Annotated in this window: 27 protein-coding genes; 4 read left to right on the top strand and 23 right to left on the bottom strand. The window is 46.6% G+C overall.

From position 1 onward, the window contains the following. Positions 1-10: 10 nt before the first annotated feature. The 7 genes from GQ671_RS02495 to GQ671_RS02465 form a co-directional block, all read right to left on the bottom strand. Positions 11-1,066, bottom strand: a complete 1,056-nt coding sequence (locus tag GQ671_RS02495) for a Nif3-like dinuclear metal center hexameric protein (RefSeq protein WP_170288631.1) — start codon at positions 1,064-1,066, stop codon at positions 11-13. A 14-nt stretch (positions 1,067-1,080) separates the two neighbouring features. Continuing rightward, complete coding sequence (locus GQ671_RS02490) at positions 1,081-1,755, bottom strand: tRNA (adenine(22)-N(1))-methyltransferase (protein ID WP_160652184.1); 675 nt, start codon at positions 1,753-1,755, stop codon at positions 1,081-1,083. Between the two features lie 64 nt (positions 1,756-1,819). Beyond that, on the bottom strand, positions 1,820-2,209 hold the full coding sequence (locus GQ671_RS02485) for a c-type cytochrome (RefSeq protein WP_160652181.1): 390 nt from the start codon (positions 2,207-2,209) through the stop codon (positions 1,820-1,822). Between the two features lie 114 nt (positions 2,210-2,323). Beyond that, positions 2,324-3,433, bottom strand: a complete 1,110-nt coding sequence (rpoD, locus tag GQ671_RS02480) for an RNA polymerase sigma factor RpoD (RefSeq protein WP_160652178.1) — start codon at positions 3,431-3,433, stop codon at positions 2,324-2,326. A gap of 28 nt (positions 3,434-3,461) precedes the next feature. After that, positions 3,462-5,213: a DNA primase gene (dnaG, locus tag GQ671_RS02475; RefSeq protein WP_160652176.1), complete on the bottom strand. Its 1,752-nt coding sequence runs from the start codon at positions 5,211-5,213 to the stop codon at positions 3,462-3,464. A 5-nt stretch (positions 5,214-5,218) separates the two neighbouring features. Beyond that, positions 5,219-6,043, bottom strand: coding sequence for a pyruvate, water dikinase regulatory protein (locus GQ671_RS02470; RefSeq protein ID WP_160652173.1), 825 nt, complete (start codon positions 6,041-6,043; stop codon positions 5,219-5,221). A gap of 12 nt (positions 6,044-6,055) precedes the next feature. Then, entirely contained in the window at positions 6,056-6,673 is a 618-nt protein-coding gene (locus GQ671_RS02465) for a helix-turn-helix transcriptional regulator (protein WP_160652170.1), read from the bottom strand. A 298-nt stretch (positions 6,674-6,971) separates the two neighbouring features. Between GQ671_RS02465 and GQ671_RS02460 the strand changes: the two genes are divergently transcribed. Beyond that, a complete protein-coding gene (locus tag GQ671_RS02460) occupies positions 6,972-8,348 on the top strand; it encodes a glycine--tRNA ligase (RefSeq protein WP_160652167.1) in 1,377 nt (458 codons plus the stop codon). Positions 8,349-8,415: 67 nt separating this feature from the next. Here the strand turns inward: GQ671_RS02460 and recO are convergent, their stop codons facing one another. Genes recO through GQ671_RS02430 form a run of 6 tightly spaced genes read right to left on the bottom strand, consistent with a single transcriptional unit; the run spans position 8,416 to position 12,268 of the window. Next, the gene (recO, locus tag GQ671_RS02455; protein ID WP_160652164.1) at positions 8,416-9,171 is read right to left on the bottom strand and encodes a DNA repair protein RecO; all 756 of its coding nucleotides are present in this window, start codon (positions 9,169-9,171) and stop codon (positions 8,416-8,418) included. Positions 9,172-9,179: 8 nt separating this feature from the next. After that, the gene (era, locus tag GQ671_RS02450) at positions 9,180-10,085 is read right to left on the bottom strand and encodes a GTPase Era (RefSeq protein ID WP_160652161.1); all 906 of its coding nucleotides are present in this window, start codon (positions 10,083-10,085) and stop codon (positions 9,180-9,182) included. Beyond that, positions 10,085-10,492, bottom strand: coding sequence for a cytidine deaminase (gene cdd, locus GQ671_RS02445; protein ID WP_160652158.1), 408 nt, complete (start codon positions 10,490-10,492; stop codon positions 10,085-10,087). The genes era and cdd overlap by 1 nt, the downstream gene beginning before the upstream one ends. 15 nt (positions 10,493-10,507) lie before the next feature. Beyond that, the gene (locus tag GQ671_RS02440; RefSeq protein WP_246153098.1) at positions 10,508-10,894 is read right to left on the bottom strand and encodes a diacylglycerol kinase family protein; all 387 of its coding nucleotides are present in this window, start codon (positions 10,892-10,894) and stop codon (positions 10,508-10,510) included. After that, positions 10,854-11,318 carry an rRNA maturation RNase YbeY gene (ybeY, locus tag GQ671_RS02435; protein WP_160652155.1) on the bottom strand — a complete coding sequence of 155 codons (465 nt, stop codon included), beginning with the start codon at positions 11,316-11,318 and terminating at the stop codon, positions 10,854-10,856. The genes GQ671_RS02440 and ybeY overlap by 41 nt, the downstream gene beginning before the upstream one ends. Before the next feature lie 5 nt (positions 11,319-11,323). Then, entirely contained in the window at positions 11,324-12,268 is a 945-nt protein-coding gene (locus tag GQ671_RS02430) for a PhoH family protein (protein WP_160652152.1), read from the bottom strand. Between the two features lie 298 nt (positions 12,269-12,566). Here GQ671_RS02430 and GQ671_RS02425 point away from each other — a divergent pair, with 298 nt between their 5' ends. Then, positions 12,567-13,475 (top strand): VOC family protein, encoded by a 909-nt coding sequence (locus GQ671_RS02425; protein WP_160652149.1) that lies wholly within the window; start codon positions 12,567-12,569, stop codon positions 13,473-13,475. Between the two features lie 60 nt (positions 13,476-13,535). Here GQ671_RS02425 and aac(6') read toward each other — a convergent pair whose 3' ends face one another. From aac(6') to GQ671_RS02390, 7 genes are all read right to left on the bottom strand, one after another. After that, on the bottom strand, positions 13,536-13,970 hold the full coding sequence (gene aac(6'), locus GQ671_RS02420) for an aminoglycoside 6'-N-acetyltransferase (protein WP_160652146.1): 435 nt from the start codon (positions 13,968-13,970) through the stop codon (positions 13,536-13,538). After that, a complete protein-coding gene (locus GQ671_RS02415; protein ID WP_160652143.1) occupies positions 13,967-14,311 on the bottom strand; it encodes a carboxymuconolactone decarboxylase family protein in 345 nt (114 codons plus the stop codon). The genes aac(6') and GQ671_RS02415 overlap by 4 nt, the downstream gene beginning before the upstream one ends. A 59-nt stretch (positions 14,312-14,370) precedes the next feature. Continuing rightward, on the bottom strand, positions 14,371-14,757 hold the full coding sequence (locus GQ671_RS02410; RefSeq protein ID WP_160652140.1) for a cytidine deaminase family protein: 387 nt from the start codon (positions 14,755-14,757) through the stop codon (positions 14,371-14,373). 148 nt (positions 14,758-14,905) lie between these two features. Next, on the bottom strand, positions 14,906-15,220 hold the full coding sequence (locus tag GQ671_RS02405) for a TIGR04104 family putative zinc finger protein (RefSeq protein WP_160652137.1): 315 nt from the start codon (positions 15,218-15,220) through the stop codon (positions 14,906-14,908). A gap of 102 nt (positions 15,221-15,322) precedes the next feature. Continuing rightward, entirely contained in the window at positions 15,323-15,571 is a 249-nt protein-coding gene (locus tag GQ671_RS02400) for a hypothetical protein (RefSeq protein ID WP_160652134.1), read from the bottom strand. A 17-nt stretch (positions 15,572-15,588) separates the two neighbouring features. After that, the gene (locus GQ671_RS02395; RefSeq protein WP_160652131.1) at positions 15,589-17,772 is read right to left on the bottom strand and encodes a DNA topoisomerase III; all 2,184 of its coding nucleotides are present in this window, start codon (positions 17,770-17,772) and stop codon (positions 15,589-15,591) included. 87 nt (positions 17,773-17,859) lie between these two features. After that, a complete protein-coding gene (locus tag GQ671_RS02390) occupies positions 17,860-18,132 on the bottom strand; it encodes a GNAT family N-acetyltransferase (protein WP_160652129.1) in 273 nt (90 codons plus the stop codon). A gap of 131 nt (positions 18,133-18,263) precedes the next feature. On the opposite strand from GQ671_RS02390, the gene GQ671_RS02385 reads away from it, so the two are divergent. Then, the gene (locus GQ671_RS02385) at positions 18,264-18,755 is read left to right on the top strand and encodes a small multi-drug export protein (protein ID WP_160652127.1); all 492 of its coding nucleotides are present in this window, start codon (positions 18,264-18,266) and stop codon (positions 18,753-18,755) included. 41 nt (positions 18,756-18,796) lie between these two features. Here the strand turns inward: GQ671_RS02385 and GQ671_RS02380 are convergent, their stop codons facing one another. The 3 genes from GQ671_RS02380 to GQ671_RS02370 form a co-directional block, all read right to left on the bottom strand. Then, positions 18,797-19,165, bottom strand: a complete 369-nt coding sequence (locus GQ671_RS02380; RefSeq protein WP_160652125.1) for a hypothetical protein — start codon at positions 19,163-19,165, stop codon at positions 18,797-18,799. 80 nt (positions 19,166-19,245) lie between these two features. Beyond that, a complete protein-coding gene (gene fdhA / locus GQ671_RS02375; RefSeq protein ID WP_160652123.1) occupies positions 19,246-20,460 on the bottom strand; it encodes a formaldehyde dehydrogenase, glutathione-independent in 1,215 nt (404 codons plus the stop codon). 222 nt (positions 20,461-20,682) lie between these two features. Continuing rightward, positions 20,683-21,414, bottom strand: coding sequence for a DUF429 domain-containing protein (locus GQ671_RS02370; protein ID WP_160652121.1), 732 nt, complete (start codon positions 21,412-21,414; stop codon positions 20,683-20,685). Between the two features lie 175 nt (positions 21,415-21,589). On the opposite strand from GQ671_RS02370, the gene GQ671_RS02365 reads away from it, so the two are divergent. After that, positions 21,590-22,594 carry a TRAP transporter substrate-binding protein gene (locus GQ671_RS02365; RefSeq protein ID WP_160652120.1) on the top strand — a complete coding sequence of 335 codons (1,005 nt, stop codon included), beginning with the start codon at positions 21,590-21,592 and terminating at the stop codon, positions 22,592-22,594. Positions 22,595-22,608: the final 14 nt, after the last annotated feature.

The raw sequence follows: 22,608 nt of genomic DNA, 5'->3' as shown, positions 1-22,608 counted from the left end.
CTTTCTTCTGCTATTCAAATGGATTGGTGGATACCGTTGTGGCACAGACATCAATATCGGTCCGTTTTTCTATCAGCTGCTTCAGTCCGTGAGCCATGATGGCCTCGATATAGTGTCCGGCATCAATGATTGATCTTCCAGCCAGTTTGGCATCGTAGGCTTCATGATATTTCACATCCCCCGTAATCAGTACATCGATATCTTGAGAAAATGCAGCGTCAATGTAGCTCATACCTGCTCCGCCGATGATACCCACTTTTCGAATGCTGTCACTGCCGCCGTCCACGACGTTGACCACAGAGTGGCCCGTCTTGTCCTTGATCAGGGAAACCAGATCCGTCAGTGTACCATCATAGCTGAATTTGATACCGAGACCCTTGTCGCTCGGTTTTTTCAATGTCAGTACGTCATAGACGGGCTCTTCATAGGGATGTGATGCGACAAGTGCATCAATCACCTGATTTTCATGGGCGGCCTCGAATATGGCTTCCACGATGTATTCGTCCACATGCTCAAGTTCACCTTGAGCACCGATGTATGGATCGGCGTTATCACCTGGACGGAACTGCCCTTTGACCGGGTATTCGAAAAAGCATTCCGAGTAGTCGCCCTGATGACCGACCCCTGCTGCTGAAAGATCTTTTTTCAGCTGGCTGACATCCCCCTTCGATATGTTGACACGGAGCTTCTTATAGAAATATTCGTGTTTGATCAGTATTTCTGTCTCCTCTGCTCCAAGTGCATCTGCAATCATATGGCTGACACCATCAGGCTGGTGATCAAGATTGGTATGCATGGCGATAAGAGTGATGTCATTTCTGATCAGATTTCTAACCACTGCTCCGACCCCTGCTTCGACAACCTGGGAAATATCCGGGAAAATTAACGGGTGGTGGGCAATGATGACATTCGCACCTGCTTCAATGGCCTCCTCGACCGTCGCATGGGCACAGTCGAGGGTAGTCAGTATGCCAGACACCTCATCTTCCTCATCACCGACAAGAAGCCCTGTATTATCCCATTTCTCACTATCCTTGAATGGTGCAATTTCATCAAGTATTGCCATCAGCTCTTTTACCTTCACAGTTCAAGCACCTCTTTCAATGCATTGATTGTATCAGAAACCTCTTCAAGCCTCTGTATATTGGAAGAATTGTTCTTAAGATTCCGGTAGATGTTCTGCTGATGTTCCAGTTCCCGTTCGAGCTTGAGGGTAAACGCTGCTTCACGCTTTTGGAGCAGTATCGGTCCAAAAGTAAGTTCAGCTTCATCATAGTCTGCATCCCCTGCTTCCGCCACGATGATCTCATAGAAGTGGTGTCCATCCTGAATGATTGTCTCTTCGATGATTTCATACCCGAGAGAAACGAGTGCCTTTCTGATCGGATATGTATAAGTGTTCGCTTGAAGTACGAGCCTCGGAACCCCGCCAAGATGATTGAAACCGGTTTGAAGAATATCTGCAATGAGCGGTCCGCCCATTCCGCATATGGTGACAGTATCGACTGCGTCTTCAGGTCGTGCAACTTCAAGACCCGATCCGAACCTTGCTTCGATCCTATCCGTCATATTTTCTTTCTCGATATTCCTGACTGTAGACTCATATGGGCCTTTGACCACTTCTCCGCAGATAGCATACTGGACGATTCCTTTCCCTACTGCTTCGATTGGCAGATAGGCATGGTCCGAACCGATGTCGAGCAGACGTTCTCCGGTGATGAAATCTAAAACTTTCTGTAATCTAGCATCTAGCATTGAATTGCCTCCATCCAAGATAAATAAAAACTTCCACACTGGATGTGTGGAAGTTTAATATAAATTATTGTTCCGAGAAGAATTGGTGCAGTGCAGTCAGTTCTTCATCTGCGACTTGATCTTCGCTGAATGCAGGCATTGAACCTGGACCTTCTCTTACTGTACTAGCGAACTCTTCCTCAGAAAGACCAGTTCCTGCAAGTGCAGGACCCATTCCGCCCGAGAAGTCCTGTCCGTGACATGAAGCACAGTTGTCACGTGCATATCCTTCAGCATCAAAGTCTCCAGAAGAAGCTTCCTCGCCGCCTTCTCCACCTTCACTACCTTCTTCGCTCGCAACATCTTCGCCTTCGCCTTCTTCGTCAGAAGTCGCTCCTTGAGAGGAGAGCAGGAAAACAAGGCCGATGCCGAGAAAGATGATAAGTATAAAAGGCACGATCGGATTACGATTCATAAAACAACCTCCCTAATATATATCCATATACATATTCACATATATAATTGTATATTAAATATGAGTAAAGTCAAAAGATTTTTTCTGAAAAATTTCACCGCTGGAACCGCTCAATCAGTCCATGAAATCTTTCAATCTCTTGCTTCTGCTTGGATGTCTCAGTTTTCTCAGAGCTTTTGCTTCAATCTGTCTGATCCGCTCGCGTGTGACTCCAAATACTTTTCCAACTTCCTCAAGTGTGCGGGTTCTGCCGTCATCCAGACCAAATCTGAGCCTGAGAACGTTCTCCTCACGATCTGTAAGCGTATCAAGTACATCTTCGAGCTGTTCCTTCAGCAGTTCGTATGCTGCATGATCGGATGGGCTCTGAGCTTCCTGGTCCTCGATGAAATCACCAAGATGGCTGTCATCCTCTTCGCCGATCGGTGTTTCAAGGGATACGGGCTCCTGTGCAATCTTGAGAATTTCCCTGACTTTCTCAGCAGGCAAATCCATTTCCTCACCAATCTCTTCAGGTATCGGCTCCCGGCCAAGGTCCTGGAGCAGCTGGCGCTGCACACGGATCAGCTTGTTGATTGTCTCGACCATGTGGACAGGTATACGGATTGTACGTGCCTGGTCGGCAATCGCACGTGTGATTGCCTGTCTGATCCACCATGTTGCATAAGTGGAGAATTTGAAGCCTTTGGAGAAGTCGAACTTCTCAACTGCCTTGATCAGACCCATGTTGCCTTCCTGGATCAGGTCGAGGAACAGCATGCCGCGTCCTACATAACGTTTGGCAATGCTGACTACGAGTCGGAGGTTGGCTTCAGCCAGGCGGCTTTTGGCCACTTCGTCACCCTGTTCGATGCGCTTTGCCAATTCAATTTCTTCCTGGGCACTCAAAAGATCCACACGTCCAATTTCCTTGAGGTACATTCTGACAGGATCGTTGATCTTCACACCCGGTGGTGCACTCATATCATGCAGATTCAGTTTTTCGTCTGCATCCGTCGCATCCTTTTCATTGATCAGCTGGATGTCATGTTCATTGATTTCGTCGAAAAACTCGTCCATTGCATCTGCGTCCAGCTCGAAACTGGACAATTTATCTGCAATCTCTTCGTGGGATAGATGACCTTGTGTCTTCCCTTTCTCTACGAGATGATTTTTGACTTGTTCTACTGAAGTGAACAGTTCGACATCTTTCGTTTCGGTTGTCTGTATGTTTTTGTCTGCCATTTAAAGCCCTCCTATTCAGACTTCACACTCACCTTTTATAGCGACTGTTAATTTCGTTCAACTGGTGTACCAATTTTGCCTGGAGTTCATCGTCATTGCTGTTCTCTGCATCCTGAAGCTTGAGAAGCAGAAGCTGCTTCTCTTTCTCACTATTCCTAATACCACTTAAGTCTTCTATATAATCATTGACTTCTTCACTCGTGATATCGTCATGGATGACCAGAGCGTCGATTTCCATCGCAGTACTGAAATGCTCTCCTTCAATATACTGGCTGAACGATGATAAATCAAAATCATCGTATCTGTCAAAATATCTGCACAACCCTCTAAATATAACATAATAAACAGGTGTGGTTAATACTTCTTCGCTTATATTCTTCTGGAAATTCACCAAGAGGCTTCTATCTTTCATCAAGGTACGGAGAAGGTAGCGTTCCTTACGTTCCCGGAGCGGCAGCTGCTGGGGCCGCGCCTGCTCTCTTGGTCTTGATGCATATCCGCCTGCAGATGCAGGCACATTCTGCTCGATCGACTGGCGGTCCACTTTATAGAGCTGGCTGATATGCTGGATCAGCCGATCCTTGATCACCTGATCTCTGACATGTTTAAGATGCTCTGTCAAAGTACGGATATTATTTGAAAAAGCCATATCATTGTTCATGCTCTCTTCAAGCAGATATTCCGCCTTGAAGTGGATATAGTGCCGTTTTTCATTTTTGACGAGATTTTCGAAAGCTGTTTTCCCATTCTTTTCGATATATTCGTCCGGATCCATACCTTTTGGCATGGAAATGACGAAGACATTGAGCCCGGCTTCGAGCAGGTCACCGCCAAGCGACAGCTGTGCACTCTGTCCGGCATCGTCCCCATCGAACATCAGGGTGACATTTGACGCCAGACGGGTCAGCGACTGGATATGCTGCTCACTGAGCGCAGTACCCATCAGGCCGATGACATTGCCTACACTCGTCATTTTCACTTTGACAATGTCCAGGTGACCCTCCATCAGAATGACTTCATCCTGTTTTCTGATATCTTTGCGGGCATCGCTCAAGTTATAGAGGAGACGCCTCTTCTGAAAAATGGAAGTCTCCGGTGTATTGAGGTATTTTGGTTCCCGTCCGTCCACACTGCGTGCGGTGTAACCGACGATATAGCCCTGGTGATTGCGGATCGGAATCATTATTCTGCCATTGAACCGATCATAATAGGAGAAATTCTCTTCATTTCTGGAAATGATTCCGGCCTGGAAGGCAAGTTCCAGACTGAACCCTTTGTCAGAAAGCGCATTTTTGGTGAAATCCCGCATGTCGGGCGCGATGCCAATCTTTTCCTTGCGGATGATCTCGGATGTGAATCCCCTGTCCTCAAGATACTCGAGTGCACTCTCGCCCTCTTTTGTATGCATGAGAATGTGATGGTAGAGATCCGTCATATATTCATGGATCCTGATGAGCTGCATCTCACTGTCACTGGCGCCTTCTTCGGAAGCAGCAATCTCGACTCCAAGCGGCTTGCCGAGCTTGCGGACCGCTTCAGCAAACGATATGTTCTCAACTTCCATATAGAACTGGAACACGTTGCCCCCCTTTTTGCAGCCGAAGCAATGGCATATCTGCTTATCCGGACTGACTGTAAAGGACGGTGTCTTTTCATTATGGAACGGGCAGAGACCGACATAGTTTCGCCCGCGCTTTTCCAGTTTGATATAACTGGAAACCAGTTCGGTGATGTCGGTCCCCTGTTTAACTGCTTCTACTGTTTCATCTGATATTCTCAATCACATCATCCCTTAATATCTGATCGTCCTTCGACATAGTTCATAATCTGATTGGCTGTTTCTTCAATCGCCTTTTCGGATACATCAATGACCGGACAACCGATCTTGCCGACCACTTCATTGAAATACTCGAGCTCCTCCTGGATCCGCTGGTCATTGGCATAGCTTGCTGTATCTTTCAGACCGAGCTGTGCCAGTCTCTCTTTTCTGATCTTGTTCAGAGATACCGGATTGATCTTCAGTCCGACACATTTTTTCGGATCCACTTCAAAAAGCTCTCTAGCCGGTGTGACTTCAGGCATGAGTGGTACGTTCATCACCTTGTACTTCTTATGGGCAAGATACTGTGAGAGCGGTGTTTTGGAAGTTCTGGACACACCGATCAGCACGATATCCGCCTTGTCCAGTCCACTGGCATCCTTGCCGTCATCATATTTGACCGCGAATTCAATAGCTTCGATCTTCTTGAAGTAGTCTTCATCCAGACGGTGTACGCGGCCTGGTTCATAATATGGCGCTTCTTCCGACTGTCCTTCAAGGATGTTCATGAGTGGTCCCATGATATCGACTGATGGCACGTTTTCAGCAATCAGTTCCTGCTTGATGTACTTTCTGAGTTCAGGCGTGATGATTGTAAATACGACAATCGCTTTCTTGCTCCTGGCAAGATCGATGACATCATCCACATTATCTTCACTCTCTATATATGGATATCTGATCAGCACGTCATCGGATTCTTCAATGTTGAACTGTGACAGGCATGCCTTGGCCACAAGCTCACCGGTTTCACCTACTGAATCCGAAGCGATGATCACTTTAATATTCGACATTAAAACACTTCCTTATTCCATGAGATTGACAAATACCCTTGTAATGGTCGTCTTGGTCACCCTGCCGATCACCTGATCGATGCCGTCCTGTGTTTCAACAACCGGCAGTGAGTCGATCTGCTTCTCTATCAGCTGGTTCGCAGCATATACCAGCAGGTCGTTCGGATAGCATATCGTGATATTCGGCTTGCGTGTCATGATGACGCTGACAGGCGTCTTTTCTATATCATTTGCCCCCATCGTGCCCCTCAGCAGATCTTTACGTGAGATGACCCCGGCAAGCCCCCTTCTTTCATCGATGGCATAAAGTGTACCGACATCTTCCAGAAACATCTTGACGATCGCTTCATAGATGGAAGTATCCTCTTTGATCAGAATCGGTATACTCTGCACTTCGCTCACCAGAATATTGCGGATCTTCGAAGTCATGACTTCTTCCGTTTCCTTGCCGGTATAGAAATAGCCGACGCGCGGGCGTGCATCGAGATACCCGGACATGGTCAGTATTGCGAGGTCCGGCCTGAGCGTTGCGCGTGTCAGAGACAGCTGCTCAGCTATCTTGCTGCCAGTGATCGGTCCATGCTGTTTTACAATTTTGAGTATTTTTTCTTGTCTCTCATTCAGTTCCATGCCCTCACTCCCAACATACCCAATTATAATACATTCAGACGAATAAAGAAATATCGACAAAAGATTGCACAATAGTTGTACAGTGGCTATAATGTTATTGAAGCGAGTTAAGGATGGTGCGAGCTTAACATTGAACTGGCATATGATCTTACAGATAAATATAAAAGCGGAGTGTTTACACTAATTGGGGTGGAACCGCGGGCTATGCTCGTCCCCGGATAACAGTACTGTTATCCGGGGACGTTTGTTATTTATCGACCATACTTGACCCAATTTCAAATGTAAGGAGTCGAACAGAATGGAAATGGAAACAATTGTAAACCTGGCCAAGACAAGAGGTTTTGTCTTTCCAGGCAGTGAAATCTATGGAGGGCTTGCAAATACCTGGGACTACGGTCCACTTGGTGTCGAGCTGAAAAACAACGTCAAGCAGGCATGGTGGAAGAAATTCATCCAGGAATCCCCGTACAATGTCGGACTGGATGCAGCCATCCTGATGAACCCGAAAACATGGGAAGCATCCGGACACCTCGGCAACTTCAATGACCCGATGATCGACTGCAAGGAATGCAAATCGAGGCATCGTGCAGACAAGCTGATCGAAGATGTCATCCAGAAGGAAGACGATTCTTTCGTAGCAGACGGCCTCGGCTTTGATGAGATGAAGCGCATCATCGATGAGCGTAATATCACATGCCCGATCTGTGGGGCACATAACTACACCGACATCAGACAGTTCAACCTGATGTTCAAGACATTCCAGGGTGTAACAGAATCCTCCACAAACGAAATCTTCCTGAGACCGGAAACGGCGCAGGGCATATTCGTCAACTACAAGAATGCACAGCGTACAATGCGCAAGAAGCTGCCGTTTGGTATCGGTCAGGTCGGAAAATCATTCCGTAATGAGATCACACCAGGCAACTTCACATTCAGGACGCGTGAATTCGATCAGATGGAGCTCGAGTTCTTCTGCAAGCCGGGAACTGAAATAGAGTGGCAGAACTACTGGAAGGACTTTGCTGTCAAATGGCTGCAGGAATTGAACATGTCCGATGACAATACGAGACTGCGCGACCATGACTCGGATGAACTGAGCCACTACTCCAATGCGACAACGGATATCGAGTATAAGTTCCCATTCGGCTGGGGCGAACTCTGGGGCATCGCGAGCCGTACCGACTTCGACCTGCGTCAGCATATGGAGCATTCCAATGAAGACTTCACCTACCATGACCAGGAGACAGGTGAGAAGTATATTCCATACTGCATCGAACCTTCACTTGGACTTGATCGTGTGGCCCTCGCCTTCCTGTGCGATGCATATGATGAAGAGGAGATGGACAATGGCGAGTCCCGTACTGTACTGAGATTCCATCCGCAACTGGCGCCATTCAAGGCCGCTGTATTGCCGCTGTCCAAGAAATTGAGCGGGGACGCAATCAAAGTGTACGAAAAGATTGCCGGCGAATTCAACGTCGAATTCGATGAATCCCAGTCCATCGGCAAGCGTTACAGACGCCAGGATGAAATCGGTACACCATACTGCATCACATTCGATTTTGATTCCCTCGAGGACAATAAAGTGACAGTGAGGGATCGTGACACGATGGAGCAGACACGTGTAGCAATCGATGAACTGAATGACTTCCTGAAACAGAAAATCAAATACTAGATAAGAATAAGGAATCCCGGGGCAGCCCCCGGGATTCCTTATTTGTTTTGCCTTTTTGCAATGGATACTACTGGCCGGCGTCCTCCATCGATTTGATCAGTCGTCTCGATTTGAAGTAGACGCCGGTATATTCGTCATAGATCATTTCAATGAATGACAGCAGCAGCCTGCCATTCTCCTTTGAAATGTTGACGGATTCAACATTATCGATCGGTACATGCTTCATATAGCCGGCCAGATAGAGAACCCGGTTGCTGATGGGTACAATCCCTTTTATCTCTTCATTGATGCATCGTGCGCAGATGACACTGTGATGGCTGAATGAGTAGTGTGTGAACAGCGACCGGTCCCGCGTGCCGCAGACTGCGCATTCGTCGACATTGATCTGGCCACCATAGTACGGCAGCATCTTGATACCAGTGAATGCCGTGACGCCAGCCGGTTCGCTTTCCCCTTCCAGTAGTCCGAGCGACCGGATCAGCAGGCGATAGAAACTGTCCTGTTTCATATCCTCTTCCAGTGCGTGCGTAATGAGCTCCATAATATATGAACCATAAGTGTATACCGTAAAATCGCCATTCACTTTCTTGAAAGGCTGGATGACATCGACCTCATTGAGTGTACCCATGCCTTTGAAACGGTTGTATGTGAACAGCGCTTCCTTTATACCCTGTCTGAGGACAATGAACGGGCTTTTAGGCTTATTGAAGCCTCTCGACATCAGAGGCACCTGGCTGCCATCTTCTGTCAGTACGGTAATGATCCGGCTGGATTCACTGTAGTTGGCCTGCCGGATCATTACACCTTTCTGCTGATATATCATCCTGTGTTCTAGTACTCCTCGTCACGATAGCCGAGTGAACGGATGAATTGTGATTTATTCCGCCAGTCCTTCTGGACTTTGACCCACAGTTCCAGGTAGACCTGGCTGCCCAGCAGATTTTGGATATCCATGCGGGCGAGCTGGCCAATCTCCTTGAGCATCTTGCCCTGCTTGCCGATGACCATGCCTTTTTGCGAGTCGCGCTCAACGTAGATGGTCGCCTGGACGTGGACGACGCCCTGATCGTTCTCCTTCATACGCTCGACTTCGACACCGATGGCATGCGGAATCTCCTGGCTTGTCAGATGCAGTGCTTTCTCACGGATCAGTTCGCTGACGATGAAGTGCTCGGGGTGGTCGGTGATCCTGTCTTCAGGATAGTACATCGGACCTTCAGGAAGATAGGTTTCAAGGACTTCGAGCAGCTTGTCGACGTTATTGCCCTGCAAAGCTGAAATCGGCACAATATCCGAGAAAGGCAGCTTGTCCTTATATACCTCGATCTGCTGGATCAGCTTATCCGGGTGCACAAGATCTATCTTGTTGAGCACCAGGATGATTGGAGTGCTCGTGTTTCTGAGCATTTCGATGATGTATTCGTCACCGCGGCCGATCTCTTCGGAAACATTGATGAGGAACAGGATTGCTTCCGTTTCCCTCAGCGTATTCCTGGCCACCTTCATCATATGTTCTCCGAGCTGGTGCTTCGGTTTGTGGATTCCCGGTGTATCGATGAAGATCATCTGACTGGTTTCAGTCGTATGAACCCCCTGGATCTTGTTTCTTGTCGTCTGGGGCTTGTCCGACATGATGGCAATCTTCTGTCCCAGCACTTTATTCATAAATGTTGATTTACCTACGTTCGGGCGTCCAATGATACTGACAAAGCCCGATTTGAATTCATTTTCCGTCATTATTCCATATCCTTTCCTGAAAAGCCGAGCGGCAGCAGATCATCCACTGTCCGCCTGATCACCTCGCCGGCATGACTCACAAGGTATACCGGCATGTCATCTTCACAAAGTTCCTTCATGACCTGCCTGCAAGTGCCGCAGGGGCTGGAAGGTTCTTTTGAATCCGTGATGACCACTATGGCCTTGAATTTCCTTATATCATTCGAATAGGCACTCACCAGCGCACTGCGTTCTGCGCAGATTGTTGCAGGATATGCCGCATTTTCGATGTTGGCACCATATATATACTGGTCGTCTTCTGTAACAAGCAGTGCTCCTACGTTGAATTTCGAGTATGGGGTGTATGCCCTGCTCTGGGCCACTTTGACCTCTTCAAGCCATTCTTCTTTAAATATTCCGTCGTTCACAACAACATCTCCTCGCTAAAGCATATAAGGTAAAAAAATAAACAACGCGACAATGATCGCGTAGAGTGAAGACAGCAGCACTGCTGCCGCTCCTGCATCCTTGGCTGCTTTCGCCAGCGGATGGTACACATCTGTTGCAAGGTCCACAGACGCTTCAATGGATGTATTCAAAGCTTCGGCAATCAGTACCATAAAGATTGCGCTGACGATGAAAAGCCATTCGATGCGTTCAATCATCAGTATTGCGCCGGCCACCACAGTGACAGCGGCCAGCAGGAAGTGGATGATGAAATGATTGTCTTTGCCGACCAGCCAGCGTATGCCCATGGCAGCGTACTTGAACCTATTGAACAGCCTCATATCAATCTTCTCTGGTGATACCGAAAGCTTCGAGTATTTCATCCTGCAGGCCATTCATTTCCTTTTCCTCTTCCGCTTCCATATGATCATATCCGAGGAGGTGCAGGAAACCATGCAGGCTGAGGAACATCAGCTCACGCTTGTAGCTGTGCCCATAATCCTTGGCCTGCTCACTCGCACGATCCGTACAGATGATGATGTCGCCAAGTGTACGCAATGCTTCTTCATGAATCAGGTTGTCCTCCTCATCCTCCATGGCGAAACTGATGACATCCGTTACCGCATCCTTGTTGCGATAGTCGCGGTTGATGCTCTGAATCTCTTCCTGATCGACAAACGAGATGCTGACTTCCGCATCATCTTTCTCATCAAGATGGTCGTATGCAAACTGGATCAGGGATTCAATCTCACTTTTCTCTTTTTCATCGGCAAAGCCATCATCATCCAGAAAATCCACGTTGATCATGATGCTCACTCCTTTTCATATGCTTTTATAATTTTGGAAACAAGCGGATGGCGGACAACATCCGATTCATCCATTTTATTTATGGAGATGCCATTTACATTATTCAAAAGACGTACCGACTCGACCAGTCCGCTTTTCGTTGAACCCGGAAGGTCAATCTGTGTTTCGTCCCCTGTAACGACCATTTTTGAACCGAAACCGAGACGTGTCAGGAACATCTTCATCTGCATTTCAGTCGTATTCTGCGCTTCATCCAGAATGACAAATGCCTCGTTCAATGTACGACCGCGCATATAGGCGAGAGGCGCAACTTCGATGACACCACGTTCGATCAGACGATCCGTCTGTTCTGCACCAAGGACGGTATGCAGACCATCGTATAGTGGTCTCAAGTACGGATCCACCTTTTCCTTCAGGTCTCCCGGCAGGAAACCGAGATTCTCGCCCGCTTCGACGGCTGGTCTTGTGAGTACGATACGTTTCACGCTGTTCTCACGGAGCATCTGACATGCCAGTACAACAGCCAGGAACGTCTTTCCGGTACCCGCTGGACCAATTCCGAAAGTCAGATCAGTCCGCTTGATGTTTTCAATATAGAGACGCTGTCCGGTCGTCTTGGCACGGATACCCTTGCCTTTTATGTCCCGGGCGATTTCTTCATTATAAAGATCTGCAAGGTACTCGATCGTACCTTTTCTTGCCATCATTGCAGCAGACTGGACATCCCTCAGGTTGATGGACATCCCCCTCTGAATGATTTTCAGCAGATTGATCAGCACATCTTCTGTCAATTCGACATTTTCATCACTCTCACCACCCACGGTGATCTCATTGCCGAGAGTATGAATAGTGACATCAAATTCCTCTTCGAGAAATGTAATATGCTGATCGTTTGCACCGATAAGCGCCTGAGCCTCTTCCAGGCTATCGATATTTATAATATTAGGCATGCATAAACCCCTTTTATCAAAGTCTCTTTCCAATTAAATTTACCACTAAGACACTGCCACTGCAATGAATTAGTGCGCTTTCAGGTGTGCATGTATTTATCATGGCTGCTTCGAAGATTTTTATTCAAAAAACCAAAACATGATCATCTGTGAATTTTTGTTGAGAAAATAGGTGGAATATGATGTCGTCCTTTTCCAATTCCAACCAAATGCTTTTTGCGTAATCCCTCTTCCACATTAGTGTATCATTACTCTTGAAGCTGATATAATAATGGCAAAGAGTCTGGAGGGATTTAAAATGAAAAGTCAGCATATTGTACCCCATCTGTGGTTCGACACCCAGGCAGAAGAAGCAGTGGATTTCTACACGTCCGTATTTCCGCAATCAAAAACGAATGTAAAAACGTTTCTGGAAGATACGCCTTCGGGAGATACACCATCACTTTCATTCACACTGATGGACTACAAATTCATGGCCATCAGTGCCGGTCCCTACTTTACGCTGAACCCTTCCATTTCATTCATGCTTCTATTCAATTCTGCATCAGATGAAGCGGCGTCGGAAAAACTGGAATCCACATGGAACAGACTGATGGCTGGCGGCACTGCTCTGATGCCGCTCGACTCTTACCCCTTCAGCAGCAAGTATGGCTGGGTACAGGATAAGTACGGAGTAACCTGGCAGCTGATACTGTCAGACCCTTCCGGGCCTGAACATGTGAATGTGGTCCCTGCCTTGATGTTCGTAGGAAAAAATCATGGAAAAGCAGAAGAAGCCATCGAATACTACGTTTCTATTTTCCCGGATTCAGAAGTTGGAGAAATTGCTCAATACCCAGATGATATGCCCCCTCATCAGAAGGGTACCGTAATGTATGGGGATTTCAGGTTGGGCCAGCAATGGTTTTCTGCCATGGACAGCGCCGGAGAACATGATTTTAATTTCAATGAAGCTGTATCCCTCATGGTCCAATGTAGAGATCAGCAGGAAATCGACTACTACTGGGAAGAACTATCAGCTGTTCCTGAAAGTGAGCAATGTGGCTGGCTGAAGGATAGATTTGGTGTTTCCTGGCAGATCTATCCGACTGTCATGGAGGAAATGATGGCCAACGGATCCCGTGAACAGATCAATAGAGTGACGGAAGCCTTCCTGAAAATGAAGAAGTTTGATATAGCGGCTTTGGAAGAGGCCTATAGAGGATAAGATTGATAGACAATCCAAAGACCAGCGGATGATTTCCATTCGCTGGTCTTTTTGATCAGATCATAGTTTTTTATGGAATGAAATCGTTCTTTCCACTTCATCGAAGCCGAGATGCTGATGCATTTCAATGCTTGCTGAATTATCATGGAGACAATCGCTGGCAAAATCTGAACATCCTTTGTCCCTGGCCCACTGTTCACACGCTTCGACGAGTTTTCTCGCATGACCTTTATATCTCTCGGCTTCATCTACATAGATGCCTTCAAGATACCCTGCAGGAGAGCTCTCTGCGCCTGCGACATAGTCCCTCCGCAGACTGCAGTGTGCAAATCCGAGCACCAAGTCATCAGCCCTGGCTAGGAACATGGCATTGTCGGCACTTGAAATAAAGCCATCAAAGTCACTTTCCAGTTCATTCCTGCTGCTCCCTGGCCAAAGCTTCACAGCAAGCTCTACGAGATATTCAATATCGGTCTGAACTGCGCGCTCAATCATTGATCTTCCATTGCATCATCGTATGCCTGCAGTGCCTTGCCACCGTATACACTGCCTGGGCCACCGCCCATGACGATGGCGACACCGGCAATTTCCGCAATTTCTTCACGTGAAGCACCGAGTTTGATCAATTTATTGACATGATTGCCGATGCATCCTTCACATTTATCTGCAATGGCATAGGCCAATGCCGCAAATTCCTTCGTCTTCTTATCCAATGCACCTGGTGCATAGGCTGCATCCTGAAGATTCTTGAAGCTTTTCATCGTGTCGGGAATGCTCTTTTGCAGTTTTTTCGTATTGCCTTGTGCCGTAGTGTTGATTTCATTGAAATGTGCCATTTTTTCCCACCTTTCCCTCTGATAGTTCTGTAATAAAATAATTTCTGCCAGTCATCTGTCTACAAATATTTGAGATCCCATCGCTCAGGGAGCAGGTCTTTCAACTGCATTACTCGATCAGGCAGCCCGATCTCACATTCATAGTTATTTTCACCGACCTGATTCATCAGCTCTCGGCATCTGCCGCATGGTGGCATTATGGACCCATCTTCATATACAGCGATGATTCTTTCTATATCCTGTTCGCCAGCCGTCACCATGGCTGCAATGGCAGAATGCTCTGCACAGAATCCGATGGAGGATGGCAAGTCCATGGCCACTCCTGTATAGATGTTGCCTGCTGCAGTTTCGAGGGCTGCAGCCACATGCCCTATCTTGCCATGCCGGCTCGTCCTTCTGGTGTTCAGTTTCTGTTTTGCCATTTCGTAAAGTGCTTCCATATCCATGATGTCTTCCCCTTTATCGTAGCGTAGTCCACCAATTATATCAAAAATGTACACAGATCCTTCCGGTTGATGCCCTTGACCACTGGATCATTTCATAAAAAAGACAAGGATTGCCGCTCGGCAACCCCTGTCTAGTGGTTCGTTCAATCTATTCGACCAGACTTCTACGCCATACCCCATCCTCACCCGTCAGCTCGATGGTGAACAGATGGATGACTGCAATTGCGGCAAATCCCGCTATGATCAATAGCGACATGGCTGCAATTGAAATGTCGAAGAAAGCTGGAATCAACATCAATAACGGAATCAGCAGCATGGCCATCAGGCTGCGTTTCCTGTATTTCTCGGACAGATACTGCATCTGACCGCATGACGGACATGCCATGCCCGGTGCAATTGCAGTATATCGCTTAAGTACTGAACTGGCGCTCCAGTTTTCATGACAACTGCTACAACGTGTCAAAGTACCTCTCCTTTTTCCAAGGTGGCAACATTATCCTGTCTTCGTCCCACCTTGTCGAGGTATTATGCCATAGGATGATTGAAAATACAATCCACCTGGCATCTAAGAGGTTGTTGTTGCAAACTTCCTATAAAAGAAGTAACTGACCAGAAGAGCAACAACTGCTGAGATGATGATTGGCACCATGGAAAAGCTGTCATAGGCAACAACCTGGCTGGAGTGCTGACCGGCCACTTCCCACGCATTATAGACTCCCGTCGGCATGAACAGCACCAATATCATATTCGTTACTACCATCGTGATAAAGAAAATCACTGCGAAACTGATCACTGTAACAATATACTGTTTCATTGATTCCATCCCCTTTACTACTTATCGAGATTCAATGCTTTAAGCTTTTCCGCAAGTGCGTTGTTGATCGGCTCGTCCGCTTCCTGCTCTTTCATATACTTTTTGACAGTGCGCTTGTCGACTTTACCGCGGCCTTCTTTCTTCCTTCTTGCTTCAAATGCTGATAGCTTTTCTCTATGGCCGCATGTGCAAGTAAAGATCTGACCTTCGCCTTCTCCGCTCAACGTCATTTTCTTTTTGCATTTTGGACAGCGGGCATTGGTCACTCTGGCAACATTTTTACGGTGGCCACATTCCCTATCCTGGCAGACGAGCATCTTGCCCTTCTTGCCATTGACCTCAAGGAGCGGCTTGCCACAGTCAGGGCAAGACTTGCCGGAAATATTATCGTGCTTATACTTCTTATCGCTGTTTTTGATTTCCTTTGTAATTTCTTTCGTGTGAGATTTCATCTCCTGGATGAAATCTTCCTTCTTCAGGCGTCCTTTGGCGATGCTTTCAAGTTTCTGTTCCCATACTGCCGTCGTCGCAGGTGATTTGAGCGCATCCGGTACAAGATCAAGCAGCTGTCTGCCTTTTGATGTAATTTTGATTGATTGTCCATTCTTCTCGATCATGAATGCGTTGAACAGCTTATCAATGATGTCCGCACGTGTTGCAACGGTACCAAGGCCACCAGTGGAATCCAGTATTTCCTTCAGCTTCCTATCCTGCACTTCCATGTACTTGGCTGGACTCTCCATGGCTGACAGCAAGGTCGCTTCAGTGAAGCGTGCAGGCGCACTCGTCTGGCCTGATGTTCCGCTGATACGCAGAACATTAAGAGTGTCTCCTTTTTTCAACTGGGGCAGATGCTGGTCTTTGATGTCATCCTGCACCTCGTCCTCATATTTGTTTGAATAGGCGGCTTTCCAGCCTTCCTTCTGGACGGTTCTGCCTCTGGCGGTAAACGTTTCACTGCCGGCATTGGCTTTTACAGTGACCTGCTCGAACTCATGTGGAGGCAACAGGACCGCAAGGAATCTTTTGATGATCAGATCATATAGTCTACGTTCCTTTTCATTGAAGTCGCTCATATGAACATGATTTTCAGTGGGGATGATGGCATGGTGATCACTGACCTTGCTGTCGTCGACAAACGACTTGTTTGCCTGGATCTTGCCTCTTAGAATACGGGTTGCTGTGGCACGATAGTCACCGATGCCACATGCTTTCAGTCTTTCAGGCAACGTCGGAACAATATCCTGCGACAGATATCTTGAGTCAGTCCTTGGGTAGGTGACCACTTTATGCCGCTCGTATAGGCCCTGGAGTACATTCAATGTCTCCTTTGCAGAAAATCCGAACTGCTTGTTGGCATCCCTTTGAAGCTCAGTCAGATCATACAGGCCAGGTGCAAATGTCTTCTTCGGCTTCTTCTCGACAGAGTCGACCGTCATCACATTGCCATCCGTCCTGTCGGCAATGGCATCGATCTTTTCCTTATCAAAGCTTCTGCTATTTCCTTTATCATCCTGCCATGTCAGCTTGAGATCATCTGTGATGATCTCGACACCATAGTAGGTTTTCGGGTTGAAATTCCTGATCTCCTCTTCCCTGCTCTCTATCATGGCGAGTGTCGGCGTCTGGACGCGCCCGCAGTTGAGCTGGGCATTGAACTTCGTCGTCAGGGCCCGGGAGGCATTCAGACCGATATACCAGTCGGCCTCAAAGCGCGCCACTGCCGCTTCATACAGATTTTCGTAATTCTTGCCGGGCTTCAGGTTCTCGAAACCTTCCTTGATTGCCTTGTCGGTCACTGAAGAGATCCACAGACGTTCGATCGGCTTGTTCACTTTCGCTTTTTTGATTATCCAGCGGGCAACCAGCTCCCCTTCACGACCTGCATCTGTAGCAATGATGACTTTATCGACATCTTTTCTGAGCAGTTGCGACTTGACTGCATTGAACTGTCCACCCGCTTTCTTGATGACCGTCAGTCTGAGCGGGTCCGGCAGCATCGGCAGATCGTCAAGCTTCCATGTCTTATATTTGCTATCATAGCTTTCAGGATCAGCCAGCGTCACCAGATGACCGAGGGCCCACGTTACAATGTGACGATCTCCTTCTATAAATCCATTTCCTTTTCTATGGCAGTTCAATACTTTCGCAATATCTCTTGCCACAGAAGGTTTTTCGGCGAGTACTACACTTTTAGCCAAACTACTTCATCCTTTCAAGATCAAAACACTTTTATAAGCCATTATACAGAAAAAACCAGGGGATGTTCATCCCCTGGTACAAAATCACTATTTGATTAATTGTTTCATGCTGTCGTCCTTTTCCATGACATCTTTCGCAAACGGGCAAAGCGGTACGATTTTTCTCTCTTCCTGCTGTGCAAATTCAGCCATTGTCTCGACCAGCTGATTACCGACTCCCTGGCCGCCCAGTTCGTCATTAACTTGCGTCTCCTGAACAACATAATCCTGATCATCATCTACACTGAAAACAATTTTTGCTTCGGGATTCAGTTCATCTTCCCCGACAAAAAACATGTTATCACCTTTTTTTATATCCATTCAAAATTCCTCCTGTCACACTGCATATCTAGTATGTAATAGACGTTTTTAAGCTTTTCAAACATCCAACGAGTCTTCCGCCTGAACACTTTGTGTTAAAATAGGCTAAAATCAACACTTGGAGGTCAAGAATGAATACATCACTGATCATTGCCTACATAATCGTCTTTCTACTTTCTGCAGTGCCTTTATTCGAAGCATTTGTTGTCGTACCCGTCGGTATTCTCGGCGGTATGAATTTTGTTCTGACATTGATTATTGGAATTTTAGGTAATCTGGTAACCTTGCTGCTACTCATTATACTGGTCGACCGCATCAAACAATGGTATCTCGAACGCCAGGAAAGAAAAGGTCAGGAGAAGAGCAGGAAGTCAAAGCGTGCTGAAGACATATGGAACAGATTTGGACTGCCCGGCCTCGCATTCATCGGTCCCTTTTTTGTCGGCAGCCATTTCACTGCACTGATGGCTTTGATACTGGGAGGCAGTCAGAAAGCAACCTTCTTCTGGGTGACACTGAGTGTCATTGCATGGACACTGGGGCTTTCAATCCTTGTGCTGTTCGGTGTAGACTTCATGAACCTTGAAGGGCGACAGTTCCTGAGCAGATTTATAGAAGAATAGTATAGAATGAAACTCCATGCAGCCAGGCTGCATGGAGTATTTTAATGAGTGGATTCTGCCATGCTGACGACTGATCTTCTAAGCGGAGCGAATTTATAAAGCATCAGTTCCGAAGTGAAATATACTGCTAGAAATATAACGATAAACTGATTTATTGTAAGTTCAGTAACCAGGTTATGTGTAATCAATCCTATAAGAGCAGTTGAAAATAGAATCCTACTAATTAGGGCATCAAGTGTCATGTTTTCTGAAAAACGCTTTTTAATGTCTGGACTAATCATAATACCTGCTGTCATGACAATAATAGCTGCAATAAATGGAACATCATCAGTCATATTCAAGATGATTACAAACCAGACAATCGGATACAACATCATAAGAATCGGCAGACTGTATCTGAACCATTTCATGGAATCCTCCTAAAACTATGTATGTAATTACTGGAATATTATAGGATATACCAGTAATTACAGTGTATCATTTCAAAGCATCACTTCAAATATCCGTGCGGATCGATGACAAATTTCTTTGCAGCCCCTTTATCAAAATCCTTGTAGCCATCAGGTGCTTCATCCAGACTGATGACGGTGGCATTGACGGCTTTGGCAATATTTGCACGCCCTGAGAGGATCGACTTCATCAGATCGCGGTTGTATTGCATTGCCGGCGTCTGGCCGGTGACGAAAGTATGTGCCTTCGCCCATCCGAGTCCGAGACGCACTTTCAATGTCCCCTGCTGCGCTTCTTTATCTTCTGCACCCGGATCTTCCGTGACATAAAGGCCTGGAATTCCGAGCTTGCCTCCTGCCGTAGTAATATCCATGATGCTGTTGAGGACGGCAGCTGGTTGCTCTCCGCCACCTGAGCCGTGGCCAGAGGCTTCGAAACCAACAGCATCGACGGCGCAGTCCACTTCCTGTGTGCCGAGGATCTGTTCAATCTGTTCTCCCAGTCGGTCGTGCTTCGAAACATTCACTGTCTCACAGCCAAAGCTCTCCGCCTGCTTCAGACGATCATCCTGCAGATCGCCGACGATGACCCTTGAAGCTCCGAGCAGTTGTGCCGAGTGGGCAGCAGCAAGGCCTACCGGGCCCGCGCCTGCAATATATACAGTGGAACCTGTTTTTACACCTGCTGAATAGGCGCCATGATAGCCTGTCGGGAAAATATCCGAAAGCATCGTCAGATCAAGCACCTTCTCCAAAGCCATATCACGATCCGGGAAGACGAGCAGCTGGAAATCTGCATAAGGTACCATGACATATTCGGACTGGCCGCCTACCCAGCCGCCCATATCGACATATCCATATGCTGCACCGGCACGTTCCGGGTTCGTATTTAGACATATGTGTGTTTTCTGTTCGCGGCACATGACACAGCGTCCACATGCAATATTGAAAGGTACGGAAGCAATATCCCCTTTTTTGACAAACTCCACATCTCTGCCGACTTCAATGACTTCTCCGAGAATCTCGTGACCGAGTACCAGCCCTTCAGGCGCCGTTGTCCGTCCTCTGACCATATGCTGGTCACTGCCACAGATATTGGTGGTAATGACTTTCAAAATAACGCCGTGTTCACATTTACGTCCAACATTTGATTCTGGAACACCCGGTCCTGCTTTAAGTACGAGATCCGGATACTCGATATCCCTTACTTCAACACTGCCTGCTCCAGTATAGACTACACCACGATTTCCTTGCATTATACCCCTCCTGTTTATGTTTGATTTCTCCCACTGCTACAGCTGTCTTTGAGCTCCTTTCATGATGATGTATCAAAGCCTGTAAGGCCTGGATCTCCTTTTGATGAATGAGCTAGACCATATCAAACCAAATATGTAAGCGCATTCTTAATTATCATAATATATGTTACAGAATTTTCAGTCAATATATTTAACATAATCTGTTAAATATATTTGAAGTATCTACATTTTTACGGGTATGAGAATGAAGCCATCATCAGTATTGCCGTATACATTCATTTGTGACTGCTCCTTATAAATGGTATACATGGCATATGCACAAAGAAATGCATCGATCTTATCTTCGATATGTTTATGCAATCTGCGCGTATAGGGCATGCTTCCTTTGTCGAGTTTCATCATCAGGCCGCAGATATTCCCAGTATTTTCAATCTGGTTGAATCGGTCTATCAGCCTGTCCATCTCATCACATGATTCTTCGAAGGACATTTTTCTTTTCTTTTTATATCTGATAGGAAACATATCAGGAAAAAGCCCGCAACAGATTCCAGTCGGAAAGGTTTCTACAATATTTGTTGTAGTGCGGCTGAACCCGATCTGAATATGTGGCAATGCTTGCTGAATTTCACTCATGAGTGTTTCCCCTCGTATATCACCAAAGGTCTTATTCAAGTAATTTCTGCTCGAGTTGAAGGCAAACAGTCTATGCTCATTTATTCTGGCACGCATCAGCGCGCCTTCAGCGCCTCGTCCACCGGACTCATTGTTTACGATGAGTGGTGCATCGATTGCTATTGTCAAAGATTCACCCTGATAAGCCATTATGATTTCCGTAATATCTGCATTGCTGAAAACTGCAGAATCCAGTCTCTCAACCTGCCCCGATTCATCAAGTATGCAGATTCCCGTTTCATTCTTGTAAGTCCATGCAAGATCGATTCCGATAAATTTCATTATCATGTCTCCTCATCCATATTATATTTGCAATCTTTACAAATTTATTAAAATGCTATAGCATATTTATATATTAAGTTGATTACATATGCATTTATCAGATTAATGATTATACTATTATGTTAAGTTTCCACTTCATCAACTACTATCCTTCAATCAGAAAGATGTGTCTATTATGAAAAAATTAATTTATCTCGCACTTGTACTGATAGTGGTCCTTGCTTCCTGTGGTCGCCCCAATGAGAATGAAACTTCCGGAAAGACAATCATACGAATGGCCTACCTTGTTTCCCCAACTCACTCTTCTCATATTATTGCAGAAAAGTTTGTGGCACAGGTTGAACAGGAGTCGGACGGCAGGCTTGAAGTCGAGCTCTACCCAAGCGGGTCGCTGTTTCCTTCCGATCGGGAGGCGGTTGAGGCTGTTCAGCTGGGCAACGTGGAAATGACCATACCTGCTCTTGCGGTTGTGTCCTCCTTCAACCAGAATTTCATGGTGCTTGATCTGCCATTCCTTTTTGACAACCACGAGGAAGCCTATAAGGTCCTGGACGGTGAATTCGGGCAAAGCCTGCTTGATGGGCTCGAGGAAGACAACTTGAAAGGCCTTGTATTTGCAGAGAATGGTTTCCGCCATATTACGAATAATGAAGGACCGGTCTACGAACCGTCAGACCTTGAAGGACTGAAGTTCAGAACTCTGGAAAGTCCGGTACAGACGGACATCTTCAAAGCATTAGGCGCCAATGCTTCTCCATTTGCGTTCGGGGAGATGTATACTGCACTGCAGCAAGGGACGTATGATGCAATGGAAGGGCCAATTTCACTCTACTACACCAGCAACCTTTATGAAGTACAGGACTATATGAGTCTGACCGGCCAATACTATATGCCGACTGCTCTCTTGATGAATGATGACTTCTATCAGGATCTGCCGGAAGATTTGCAGCAGGTCGTCATGGACGCTTCCATCATGTTCCGTGAAGAGCAGCGGAAACTGGCGCAGGAACAGGATGAAGAATATCTCGAAGTGCTGAAGGATGAAGGGGTCCAGGTGAATGAAATTACTGAAGCCGAGCGTCAGAAATTCATCGAAGCGACTGAACCGGTGTTCGAAAAGTATGATGATAAGCTTGGCAATAACTTGATAGATGAACTGTTCGAAGCCATAGAAGAATAAAATGCTTTAATTCC

The sequence above is a fragment of the Salinicoccus hispanicus genome, from assembly GCF_009831115.1.
GTDB classification, from domain to species: domain Bacteria; phylum Bacillota; class Bacilli; order Staphylococcales; family Salinicoccaceae; genus Salinicoccus; species Salinicoccus hispanicus.
Note: the sequence above shows the minus strand (reverse complement) of the source record. Positions and strands in the feature narration are given on the sequence as shown.

Bases quoted from the DNA above. Each gene is read 5' to 3' on its own strand.
- GQ671_RS02380 (WP_160652125.1), bottom strand. From the start codon at position 19,165: ATGAAATGGTTCAGATACAGTCTGCCGATTCTTATGATGTTGTATCCG.
- GQ671_RS02490 (WP_160652184.1), bottom strand. From the start codon at position 1,755: ATGCTAGATGCTAGATTACAGAAAGTTTTAGATTTCATCACCGGAGAA.
- GQ671_RS02495 (WP_170288631.1), bottom strand. From the start codon at position 1,066: ATGGCAATACTTGATGAAATTGCACCATTCAAGGATAGTGAGAAATGG.
- GQ671_RS02425 (WP_160652149.1), top strand. From the start codon at position 12,567: ATGAAAAGTCAGCATATTGTACCCCATCTGTGGTTCGACACCCAGGCA.
- GQ671_RS02365 (WP_160652120.1), top strand. From the start codon at position 21,590: ATGAAAAAATTAATTTATCTCGCACTTGTACTGATAGTGGTCCTTGCT.
- GQ671_RS02415 (WP_160652143.1), bottom strand. From the start codon at position 14,311: ATGGCACATTTCAATGAAATCAACACTACGGCACAAGGCAATACGAAA.
- ybeY (WP_160652155.1), bottom strand. From the start codon at position 11,318: ATGATCAACGTGGATTTTCTGGATGATGATGGCTTTGCCGATGAAAAA.
- GQ671_RS02390 (WP_160652129.1), bottom strand. From the start codon at position 18,132: ATGGATATAAAAAAAGGTGATAACATGTTTTTTGTCGGGGAAGATGAA.
- rpoD (WP_160652178.1), bottom strand. From the start codon at position 3,433: ATGGCAGACAAAAACATACAGACAACCGAAACGAAAGATGTCGAACTG.
- GQ671_RS02440 (WP_246153098.1), bottom strand. From the start codon at position 10,894: ATGAAATACTCGAAGCTTTCGGTATCACCAGAGAAGATTGATATGAGG.
- GQ671_RS02460 (WP_160652167.1), top strand. From the start codon at position 6,972: ATGGAAATGGAAACAATTGTAAACCTGGCCAAGACAAGAGGTTTTGTC.
- GQ671_RS02465 (WP_160652170.1), bottom strand. From the start codon at position 6,673: ATGGAACTGAATGAGAGACAAGAAAAAATACTCAAAATTGTAAAACAG.
- GQ671_RS02470 (WP_160652173.1), bottom strand. From the start codon at position 6,043: ATGTCGAATATTAAAGTGATCATCGCTTCGGATTCAGTAGGTGAAACC.
- GQ671_RS02430 (WP_160652152.1), bottom strand. From the start codon at position 12,268: ATGCCTAATATTATAAATATCGATAGCCTGGAAGAGGCTCAGGCGCTT.
- fdhA (WP_160652123.1), bottom strand. From the start codon at position 20,460: ATGCAAGGAAATCGTGGTGTAGTCTATACTGGAGCAGGCAGTGTTGAA.
- GQ671_RS02410 (WP_160652140.1), bottom strand. From the start codon at position 14,757: ATGGATATGGAAGCACTTTACGAAATGGCAAAACAGAAACTGAACACC.
- recO (WP_160652164.1), bottom strand. From the start codon at position 9,171: ATGATATATCAGCAGAAAGGTGTAATGATCCGGCAGGCCAACTACAGT.
- GQ671_RS02400 (WP_160652134.1), bottom strand. From the start codon at position 15,571: ATGAAACAGTATATTGTTACAGTGATCAGTTTCGCAGTGATTTTCTTT.
- GQ671_RS02370 (WP_160652121.1), bottom strand. From the start codon at position 21,414: ATGAAATTTATCGGAATCGATCTTGCATGGACTTACAAGAATGAAACG.
- GQ671_RS02485 (WP_160652181.1), bottom strand. From the start codon at position 2,209: ATGAATCGTAATCCGATCGTGCCTTTTATACTTATCATCTTTCTCGGC.
- GQ671_RS02385 (WP_160652127.1), top strand. From the start codon at position 18,264: ATGAATACATCACTGATCATTGCCTACATAATCGTCTTTCTACTTTCT.
- era (WP_160652161.1), bottom strand. From the start codon at position 10,085: ATGACGGAAAATGAATTCAAATCGGGCTTTGTCAGTATCATTGGACGC.